This is a genomic window from Marivirga atlantica (assembly GCF_016734805.1).
Classification (GTDB): domain Bacteria; phylum Bacteroidota; class Bacteroidia; order Cytophagales; family Cyclobacteriaceae; genus Marivirga; species Marivirga atlantica.
This window is the reverse complement of record NZ_JAERQG010000002.1, coordinates 908971-919968: the sequence shown is the minus strand read 5'-3', so window position 1 is coordinate 919968 and position 10998 is coordinate 908971. Positions and strand designations below refer to the sequence as shown.

At 36.0% G+C, this 10998-nt stretch carries 8 protein-coding genes; 3 read left to right on the top strand and 5 right to left on the bottom strand.

Features of this window, described 5'->3' with window-relative positions; translation table 11 throughout:
• Positions 1–5 precede the first annotated feature (5 nt).
• The 5 genes from JKP34_RS11085 to JKP34_RS11065 all read right to left on the bottom strand — a co-directional run bounded on the left by JKP34_RS11085 (position 6) and on the right by JKP34_RS11065 (position 6585).
• Positions 6–629, bottom strand: coding sequence for a SanA/YdcF family protein (locus JKP34_RS11085; protein WP_201921097.1), 624 nt, complete (start codon positions 627–629; stop codon positions 6–8).
• Complete coding sequence (locus tag JKP34_RS11080; RefSeq protein WP_201921095.1) at positions 629–1333, bottom strand: TrmH family RNA methyltransferase; 705 nt, start codon at positions 1331–1333, stop codon at positions 629–631. Before JKP34_RS11080 ends, JKP34_RS11085 begins: the two co-directional genes overlap by 1 nt.
• Positions 1334–3940 (bottom strand): DNA gyrase/topoisomerase IV subunit A, encoded by a 2607-nt coding sequence (locus JKP34_RS11075; RefSeq protein ID WP_201921093.1) that lies wholly within the window; start codon positions 3938–3940, stop codon positions 1334–1336. It lies immediately after the preceding gene.
• Positions 3941–4009: 69 nt separating this feature from the next.
• Entirely contained in the window at positions 4010–5866 is a 1857-nt protein-coding gene (locus tag JKP34_RS11070; protein ID WP_201921090.1) for a DNA topoisomerase IV subunit B, read from the bottom strand.
• 245 nt (positions 5867–6111) lie between these two features.
• Positions 6112–6585 (bottom strand): hypothetical protein, encoded by a 474-nt coding sequence (locus tag JKP34_RS11065; RefSeq protein ID WP_201921087.1) that lies wholly within the window; start codon positions 6583–6585, stop codon positions 6112–6114.
• A 177-nt stretch (positions 6586–6762) separates the two neighbouring features.
• Between JKP34_RS11065 and JKP34_RS11060 the strand changes: the two genes are divergently transcribed.
• The 3 genes from JKP34_RS11060 to JKP34_RS11050 are packed head-to-tail and all read left to right on the top strand — an operon-like array spanning position 6763 to position 10732.
• Entirely contained in the window at positions 6763–8016 is a 1254-nt protein-coding gene (locus JKP34_RS11060) for a sterol desaturase family protein (RefSeq protein WP_201921084.1), read from the top strand.
• A complete protein-coding gene (locus JKP34_RS11055; RefSeq protein WP_201921080.1) occupies positions 8013–8387 on the top strand; it encodes a hypothetical protein in 375 nt (124 codons plus the stop codon). The genes JKP34_RS11060 and JKP34_RS11055 overlap by 4 nt, the downstream gene beginning before the upstream one ends.
• A 20-nt stretch (positions 8388–8407) precedes the next feature.
• Positions 8408–10732 (top strand): PAS domain S-box protein, encoded by a 2325-nt coding sequence (locus JKP34_RS11050; RefSeq protein ID WP_201921077.1) that lies wholly within the window; start codon positions 8408–8410, stop codon positions 10730–10732.
• Positions 10733–10998: the final 266 nt, after the last annotated feature.

Genomic DNA, 10998 nt, shown 5'->3' with positions numbered 1-10998 from the left:
ATATTTTATAAGCTTAAAGTTTTGATTGATTCATTTGGCAGGTATACATCAAGAAGTGCCTTCGGTCTCGCGAAAAACTCCCTGATATTTACTTTACTTGAGGCATAAACTGGTACTTCTTCTGCGCAAAAAGCTACTGCTTCTAAATTAAAAAATTGACTTATATAAAGCGCTCTATAAGCATGAAACTCCTGTGTAATAATCACGATATCTTTTTCATTAAAAACTTCCGCACAGCGTGAGATACTCTCAAACGTTCTATAGCCAGCAGTATCAATTTCAATAGCGCTTTCGGGCACGCCCAAAGCTACCAAAGATTTTTTCATATCTGCAGGCTCATTATAGTACTTAGTTCTGTTATCACCACTTAAAAGCAATTTTTGAACTTTGTGTTGTTCATATAATTTAGCAGCCGCTTCCATTCGGTGACTAAAAAAAGAATTGGATTCTCCTTTAACAGTGCGCTTACTCGTACCCAAAACGAGGGCTATCTTTTTATTAGGCACCTCACTGATTTTGTAATATAACTGGCTCTTTGTCTGGGAAATAATAAGCACATTAGCAAAAACAGTAAAGACAATTGCCGAAATAAGTAGTACTAAGGTTGATCTGATAATGAATTTAATCATCAGTTGTTTTCTAGTTCAAAGGCCTTAACGAAATAATCGTGGTAATAGTCAGGTCTGGCCATGGATTTTTTATACCACTGCAATTTATAATCATTAATTTGACTTTCGCTGAGGCCCCAATCAGACACTTCTTTTCTAATTTTGGTTGTGAACTCTTGTATTAAAATGCCAGCAGCTACTGATACATTGAAGCTCTCCGTAAAGCCAAACATTGGTATTTTAATCAATTGATCTGCCTCATCTTTAACAGTTTGACTGATACCATCACGCTCATTACCAAAGATTAAGGCTGTGGGCTGGCTGATATCTACGGATTTAAATGATACAGCATTTTCATCTGGCGAAGTGGCAAGAATCTGATAACCTTTCAGCTTAAGTTTTTCAATAGCTTCTTTGCTATTATTAATATCAGCTTGATCATATCTATGAATATCAATCCATTTAGTAGCGCCTTTACTAACACCTCTACCTATATGGAATTTCTGAATATTATCAATGATGTGAAAGTGCTGAACACCAAAGCATTCACCTGTTCTGAATATGGCATTGATATTATGAGGATCAATTAAATCCTCTACAACGATGGTGAGATGCTCTGTTCTATTTTGGAGCACCTCATCAATGAATTCTTTCCTTCTATCGGAAATAAATTCTGCGTATTTCTTAATTAAGAAATTGTTGAGTTTATTTTGATCATGATTCACTTAAAACAGCGTTATTTGATCATCATCTTTATCCGGTAAGCTCAAATCAACAGACTCTCCTACCTTAAAATCTTTTTTCTGTTCTTTAGGCTTCTCTGGGGTCAGTAATTTTATTTTGGTTACATCATATTGTGAAAGCTTATTGCCTTGAGCCTTCCATCCTTTCACATCAATTAACATGTCAAAATCATATATTGATGTCTCCTTCTCCCGTCCTTTTCCTTTTTTGTATACTATTTCCAGCTGAGGATCTTTCTCTGTAGTAACCACTTCTAATTTGGAACCTCTATGTTCACTTATAAAAAGAAATTGCTTATTTACAGTTCTTGTCTCAATTTGGAAGCGTTTCACATAATAAGTTTTAGCCACCCCATCGTAATACACACAAGAAATGACCTTATTAGGATCAAACTTCTCGATTAGTTCTATTTTCTCGTTTTCGAACCTATTAGTGAGTTCATAACTACTCAGTTCATAAGAACCATCTTTATTAATGACCAATATGTTGTCATCACCATGGAATGAACCAATTAGCTCTCCCCGCTCATCAGTATTTAATCGCCCAACTGAGCTGTCATACCATATTTTTAGTCCACCGAAACTACTTTCACCAAGTAGCTTAAATTCTATTTTCTTTACAGGATATTTAGTTAGAATATTACCTCCGGCACCTCTTCCTTTAATTTCAAGTTCAGCAAAGTCATAATCGAAAACTTTAACCCTTGCCCTGCTGGAATTTGAAAGTTTAACATTTATTACCTCGGCTTCTCCATTAGGACGAGCAGCCAGGTAAAGTACTTTTGAACCTTTTGCCCCTTTGGTAACATCGTAATCACGATCGCGGGTTACTGATAACACCTGAAAACGCTTCACCATGGTTCTACCTGTTTTAGCATCTAAATAAGCTGCATTGTATACTAAGCGCTCATCATTTTTGTTAAAGACAGCTACATGGATAATATCCTTACCCACAAAAACCTTTTCATCTATTCTAACAACTTTGTAAATGCCATCTCTACGGAAAACAATAATATCATCAATGTCGGAACAGTCAGTTACAAACTCGTCCTTTTTCATACCATAACCAATGAAGCCCTCTGCCCTATTTACATAAAGCTTTTGGTTATTTGCGGCCACTGTAGCCGCAGTAATGGTATCAAAGTTTTTAATCTCAGTTTTACGCTCTCTTCCTTTACCGTATTTATCGAGTAACTTCTTGAAGTATGCAATAGCAAAATCCGTAATGTTCGCCAGGTTATGCTCTACTTCTTTAAGCTCCTCTTCCATTTTTCGCATAGCTTCATCCGCCTTGAAGCTATCAAATTTTGAAATTCGCTTGATTTTAATTTCTGTAAGCCGAACAATATCTTCTTCCGTAATTTCTCTGTAGAACTGCGGTTTAAAAGGGTCTAAACCTTTATCAATTCTATTGATGACATCTTCCCACGTTTCAGCCTCTTCTATATCTCTGTATATTCTATTTTCAATGAAGATTTTCTCTAATGAGGAAAAGAGAATTTTCTCCATTAACTCACCTTTCCTAATTTCAAGCTCTCTGGTTAAGAGTTCAACAGTATCCTGAGTATTTCTTTTCAGAATTTCCGATACTGTTAAAAAATGTGGCTTATCATCAATGATGACGCAAGCATTCGGTGAAATTGACACCTCACAATCAGTAAAAGCATAAAGTGCATCAATGGTGATATCTGGCGATTGCCCTGAAGCTAGCTGCACTTCTATCTCTACATCCTTTGCTGTGTTATCGGTAACCTTTTTGATTTTGATTTTACCCTTGTCATTGGCTTTTATGATAGAGTCAATTAAACCAGTGGTTGTGGTTCCGAAAGGGATATCCTTTATTAAGAGCGTACGCTTCTCACCTTCCTCAATTTTAGCCCTAACTCTTATTTTACCACCTCTTAAACCATCATTGTATTCAGAAAAATCAGCCATCCCTCCTGTAGGGAAGTCAGGATAGATTTCTACTTTCTTATTTTTTAATACGTTGATACTCGCTTCAATAAGTTCACAGAAGTTATGAGGAAGAATTTTAGTTGATAAACCTACCGCAATACCTTCAACTCCTTGTGCCAATAATAATGGAAACTTAACAGGAAGTGTTACAGGCTCCTTTTTTCGCCCGTCATAAGAGAGTTGCCAATCTGTAGTTTGAGGATTAAAAACGACATCAAGGGCAAATTTGGATAACCTGGCCTCGATATAACGTGGAGCGGCTGATCTATCACCCGTTCTAATATCTCCCCAGTTACCCTGTGTTTCAATTAATAGATCTTTCTGACCAAGATTCACAATGGCATCACCAATTGAAGCATCACCATGTGGATGGTATTGCATGGTTTGGCCAATGATATTAGCTACTTTATTAAAACGGCCATCATCCATTTCCTTCATGGCATGCATGATTCTACGCTGCACAGGCTTAAAACCATCCTCATTAGCAGGTACTGCTCGCTCTAAAATCACGTAAGAAGCGTAATCGAGGAACCAGTTTTCGTACATTCCTGATACAGGAATAACATTGGTTAGCTTCTCTTTACCTTCTTCGTTTTTATGTTGTTCTTCGTTATTTTCTTCGTTTTCCTTCATTTTTAAGGAAGAGTAATTTTTAAACTTAAATGGTTAAAACTTTGGTTGAAATAGCTTAATAGCTAATTATTAAACCTCTGCAATTTCCTCTTCTAAATCCTTCTCTACACGTAATTTATCAATGATAAATTGTTGACGTTCCATGGTATTGGTGCCCATGTAGAAATTTAGAAGATCTTTTATTTTAGTCTGATTATTTAAAATAATCGGATCCAAACGGATATCGCTACCTATAAAATTACCGAATTCTTCAGGTGATATCTCTCCCAACCCTTTAAAGCGAGTGATTTCTGGTTTGTTGCCTAATTTAGAAATAGCATTTCTGCGTTCTTCATCGGTATAGCAATAAATGGTCTCCTTTTTATTTCTTACCCTAAATAGTGGCGTATCAAGAATATATAAATGACCATCACGTACTAAATCAGGGAAAAACTGCAAGAAAAAAGTCATAAGCAATAGCCTAATATGCATTCCATCCACATCGGCATCAGTAGCGATAATCACTTTCCTGAAACGCAAGCCTTCTAATCCATCCTCTATATTTAAGGCATGTTGTAAGAGGTTGAACTCTTCATTTTCATAAACCAATTTCTTAGTCTTGCCATAACAGTTAAGCGGCTTACCTCTTAAAGAGAATACCGCCTGCGTCTGCACATCACGAGACTTGGTAATTGATCCTGAAGCTGAATCACCCTCTGTGATAAAGATCATTGTATTATCTCTATTGTCATGATTCGTATCATAGTGTACACGACAATCTCTCAGCTTTTTATTATGCAGATTCGCTTTTTTTGCACGCTCATTAGCAAGCTTCTTAATACCTGCCATGTCCTTACGTTCTCGCTCAGACTGTTGAATTCTTTTTTGAAGTGCTTCTGCCGTTTTAGGATTTCTGTGCAGGTAATCATCAAGAGCCTTTTTAACGAAATCGTTTATGAAGGTTCTCATAGTTGGCCCATCAGGCGCTACATTTTGTGAACCTAACTTTGTTTTAGTCTGAGATTCAAAAACTGGCTCCTGCACACGAACAGCTATCGCTGCTGAAACGCTTTGTCTTATATCTGAAGGATCATAATTTTTGCCGTAAAAATCTCTGATTGTTTTTACAATCGATTCTTTAAAGGCCTGAAGGTGTGTTCCACCCTGCGTAGTATTTTGTCCGTTTACGAATGAGTAGTACTCCTCACCATATTGATTACCGTGTGTCATGGCTAACTCAATATCTTCACCTTTCAAGTGTATGATCGGATATCGATTATTTTCCTCATCGGTTTTTCTTTCTAACAAATCATAGAGTCCTTTGGCAGAATGAAACTTTTCACCATTAAAATTGATGGTCAAACCTGCGTTCAGGAAGGCATAGTTCCAAATCTGTTCTTCTAAAAAGCCCGGAATAAAATGATAATTTTTGAAAACAGTGTCATCTGGTTCAAAAACCATTAAAGTACCATTTCTCCCACTAGATTTGGTGATTTCCGCATCATTGGTAATCTTACCACGCTCAAATTCAGCTACTTTGGTTTGTCCTTCTCTAAAAGCTTGAACCTTAAAATAGTTTGATAAGGCATTAACGGCTTTAGTACCAACACCATTCAATCCTACTGACTTCTGAAATGCGGATGAATCATATTTACCACCCGTATTTATTTTAGAAACACAATCAACCACTTTACCAAGCGGAATTCCTCTACCATAATCTCTTATTTCAACACGTTGATCAGTTATTTTAACCTCTATGGTTTTACCATAACCCATCATATGCTCATCTATAGAGTTATCTATAACTTCTTTTACCAGCACATAAATACCATCATCAGGTGATGAGCCATCCCCCAGCTTTCCAATATACATACCAGGCCTTAGCCTAATATGCTCTCTCCAGTCAAGGGATTTTATACTGTCTTCGGTATATTGAACATCTGCCATATCTCTATCTCATCAATGATTTGAACTTACTCCAATTTTAAAATTACAAAGCTTTTTCAAATTAAAAAGCATGATTTAAATGCAATATTTAGACCGTTAAGCAGGACTTAGCTACGATGACGCTATGATTAAATAAAGCTTACATTTAAATACTATCGCAAAGATGATTGATTATGAATAGGTTATATATTTCAATCAAGCGAATGTATCCCGCTAAGGAAAAAATAAAAAACTCCTTAAAATTATTAGTGCGACTCTTGCTTATTTTTGAATAGTATTACCGGAAGTAAAATTATCCAAACGCTCAAAAGAATAACACCTATAAAAAGAAAGGGAGCATATCCTGTTCTTGTTAAACCTTCCTCATTGTTGGAGAATAAAACAATGCTTACAACAGCCGCAGCAAAGAAATTAAATATTCCCGCCATGCCCATACTCCAGTTAAAAAGCTGATCTTTTACTTTGGCATGTTTTAAATATAGCCTAACTCCTACCGGCTGTTTATCGATTACACTTGCTAGTAATACACAAACCAATACAACAATAATAGGAACTATAATTCCTGTGTAGAAAAGTGTATTACTTGTAAATGATAATTCATTATTTAAAAAACGCACATATATGCGAGGCTGATCTGCAAAATAGGCATATACATAAAACAGAAATGAGGTATATCCTAAACTTGATATAATCAGAAAAGCTTTGGCTAGTCTTCGCATATGATTTAAAACAATTTATAGAATTCTAATACAGCAATAGTGCGTAGGTGGCACAAAATAAATCCATAACTTACTATTCTCTTAATTTTTCAGGAACTTTTTACGCAAAATTGTATATTTCGAACTAAAGCACTCTCAAGATTTTCATAAGTGCTTTCAATTTAATACAATACCCATATGGATTTAAACCCGATCATATTATCAATACCTATATATTTCGCACTAATCGGTATTGAGTTGCTTATTCAAGCAATCAAAAAATATAAAATATACAGATTAAATGATGCCATCACCAATATTAGCTGTGGTATTACCCAACAGGTAACAGGTGTATTTTTTAAAGTACTTAGTGTAGCTGCCTATCAGTTCGTTTATGAAAATTTCGCGCTTTTTGAAATAGCCCCAACCTGGTATAATTTAATACTATTATTTGTATTAGTAGACTTCTTCTATTATTGGGCTCACCGCAAAAGTCATGAGATTAATCTTTTCTGGGGAGGTCATGTGGTACATCATCAAAGTGAAGATTACAACTTTTCGGTAGCCTTAAGACAAGGATCTTTTCAGATAATTTGGACTTTCTTCTTCTACTTACCTATTGCCATACTAGGTTTTGATACACTCAATTTTGTTTTAATGTCTGGTTTGGTAACGGTTTATCAGTTCTGGATTCACACTGAAACCATCGGTAAGCTAGGACCTATAGAATGGATTTTCAATACACCATCTCATCATAGAGTACACCATGGAAGGAATCCAAAATACATAGATAAGAACCATGCTGGTGTTTTTATTATTTGGGATAGAATGTTTGGTACCTTTCAAGAAGAAGAGGAAAAGCCAACTTATGGTATTACAAAGCAAACGGCAAGTTGGAACCCCGTTTGGGTAAACCTTCAGCATTATGTTGAAATGGCCAAAGGTTTTAAGCACATGAAAGGGTTTAAGAATAAGTTTAATTATGTTTTTAACAAGCCAGGTTGGCAACCGGCTGAAATGGGAGGCCCTTTACCAATACCCCAAGTTGATCCTGAAAAAGATAAAAAATATGATAGACAAGTGAGCGGACCACTTAGCCTATACGCACTTATTCAATACTTTATCATTTTAGGTGCAACAGCTTTCTTCTTGTTCAATGCGGAGGCGCTAGATATTTGGCAAAAAATTTCCTCAGTAGCACTAATCATTTTTGCTGTAACTTCATGCGGAGTAATTTTGGAAGATAAGACTTATGCGCTAAAGGTAGAGTTTACCAGACTGATCATCAACCCTTTAGCACTCATATTATTTATAGTCCCTGACATTAGTAACACCTTCATCATGATTGTTGCTGGCTATACAATTTTATCAGCTATTAGCTTATTAATTATCCATAGTAAACATCAGCAAGGAGAAAAATTAGCGGTAAACACGGAGAAAGCAGTCATATGAAGCAATTTTTTAGCATCCTGATAATAGTTGTTTTGTTTTCATCCTGCCAGGAATTGCCTTCATTACAAGGTGTTAATGTAGAAGCCTGGAAAGCTGATATGGGAGGTTGCGATGAGCAAAGACTCAAAGCTGTAGATACTATTATTAGCCAATCAGAAAAGCTTAAGGGATTATCTGAAAATGCCATGATTAACTTATTGGGTAAACCAGATCAGCATGAACTTTATGAACGTAGTCAGAAATTTTTCATCTATCACCTGGAGAAAGGTAATAAATGCCCACAATACGATGGTAATTACTTTAAATCATTTTATATTCGGTTTAACTCATTGGATCAGGCAGTGGCCTTTACCATACAGGAAATTAAATAATAAAGCCAAGTAAAAAGCTTATGAGGTTGTTCAAAAGACCATTAAAGGATTGGAAAATTAGAAATCTTGCCTATTTGGTAGGCTTAGGTACAATTATTTTAGCAATTGCTACATTCATAGTTTTAACCCAACTCGGTTTTACAAAAAAAACCATCCTTCGCAATCAATATTTGACTAATCTCAATTTGATTGTCCAACCCTTGGCTCCTGACAACCTTGCTGATGACAATAATAAATTTGATCAACATATTAAAAAGATAGATAAGCTAATATATGTTTTCCATAGAGGCGGAGAACTCACCTACAACGACAAAGCAGTGAAAATTAAGGCTGTTGAGGATAAAGATTATTTAGCCGCCATGAGCAACTTAAGAACAGCCTGGGATAACTATAAAACCTCCTTATATAATTGGCAGACTGATGATTTCAAGTCTAGTGGTAATAATAAAGCATTAAGTGATCTTTACGCAGGCTTTGAAAAGGAAATTAGCAAAGTACAGGAAGAGGTAGTAAACCTAACTATCAAGGAGGAGCGCAAGAAAAATATTGCTACCGTCATTATCATGCTGTACGTATCCTTTTTAATAGTCATGATTATTTTGATTATGCGCTATCTAATTTTGGGGCCTATCTATAAAGTTTCATTGGCTTCAAGAGAGTTAGCTAAAGGTAACTTAGCTGATAAAATTGATTATAATACCCGAAATGAGGTTGGGTATATCGCTAAAAATACCAATGCGCTTGCTGATATTTTAAAGAATGCAACAAATTTCACTAAGAAGATTGGAGAGGGAAAGCTTGATGCCAAATTTGAAGGAATAGATGAAAATGATAATGCGCTGGCCAACTCATTGTTACAAATGCGTGATCAGATGCAGGAGTCAGCTAAAGCAGACCAAGAGCGTAATTGGGTAACGGAAGGATTGGCAAAATTTGCTGATATCTTAAGAACCAATAATGATAATATTCAAGACCTTTCTTTTCTGATTATATCTAATTTAGTGAAATATATAGGCGCCAACCAGGGAGCTCTATTTGTACTAACAGATGCTAATAATAAGGACGAAGAAACGAAAATTGTACTTGAGGCAGCTTATGCCTACGAACGCAGAAAAAGAATTAAGCAAGAGTTAAGTATTGGCGAAGGCCTTGTCGGTCAGGTAGTTCAGGAAGGTGATAAAATTTATCTGACCGAAGTACCTGAAAATTATGTGGAAATTAAATCAGGTTTAGGCGAAACCCTTCCTCGAGCAGTGTTAATCGTTCCACTTAAAATTAATGAAGAGATAAGAGGAGTTGTAGAAATTGCTTCAATTGATAAAATACCTGCTTATAAAATTGAATTTGTTGAGAAACTGGGTGAAAACATCGCTTCTACAATAGCCAATACCAAAACAAATGAGCGTACCAGAAAATTACTTCAAGAGTCGCAGGAAATGACTGAACAGATGCGTTCGCAGGAAGAGGAGATGCGCCAAAACATGGAGGAAATGGAAGCCACTCAAGAAGAAATGGCTAGAGCACAAGCAGAAATGGAACAAAAGGAAACTTCCTTAAATGCACTCATTAACAATACTTCTGATTCCATTATCTTGATTGATACTGATTACACCATTTTGGTAATGAATCAGGTAATAAAAGACAGGTACAAAGGCACTCAGTATGAAATAATGAAAGAAGGCCATAATGCACTAGATATGCTGGGTGATGTTCGTGACGAATGGAAAGCCTATTATGACAGAGCTTTTGCCGGAGAGCGACTTTCATTCACTATTAAAAGTTCTGTTAAGGGCGAAAACAGCTATAGGCACTATGACATTAATCCTATAAAAGATAGCCACGGAAACACTACAGGGGCTTCTATCTTTTCAAGAGATATTACCCACGAGAAAAAGCTTGAACAAGAAAGGGAGGAAATCACTCAAAAAATGGAAAGAAGAGGTTTCGTGATGGATGCCATGATCAATAACACAGAAGACACCTTCTTTGCTATAGATGCCAACTATGAAATTTTAGTAGTAAATGATGTGCTCAAGCAGCGATTTGCGCAATCTAATATTGATTTAAGGCCTGGAGTTAATATTCTTGACATCCTTCCTAAAGACCAATTAAACAAGTGGAAGGAAAGGTATGACAAAGCTCTGGCTGGTGAGAAATTGCGCATTGAAGAAATCCGAGAATTACCTTCCGGTAACCTAACCATAGAAACTCGTTGTGAGCCTATTTCTAATGATCAAGGTGAAGTAATTGGTATTTCTACAGTTTCCAGAGATATTACTGATCTCAAACGTGCTGAAGAACAAGTGACAAAGCTTCAGCAAGAGCTTGATAGACTGAAAAAGTAAATTTTATCCTACAAGAATCTTTTAAATGCTAAAACCTTCTCGGCCTCATTTGGAATGTGGCCGAACACTAAGTCATACTACTCCTCTTGTTTTATCGGAAACAAGACCAGTGGAGAGCTATTAGACTTTAAAGTTAAAGACCGCTCAACAAAAAAGCATCAGCCATTAAACTGATGCTTTGCATATTCATTAACTTTTAGACTTGCCTTAGTCGTTTAATAATTAACTCCTTCAAAATATTAAGGCCTACCTTCTGACATCCTACT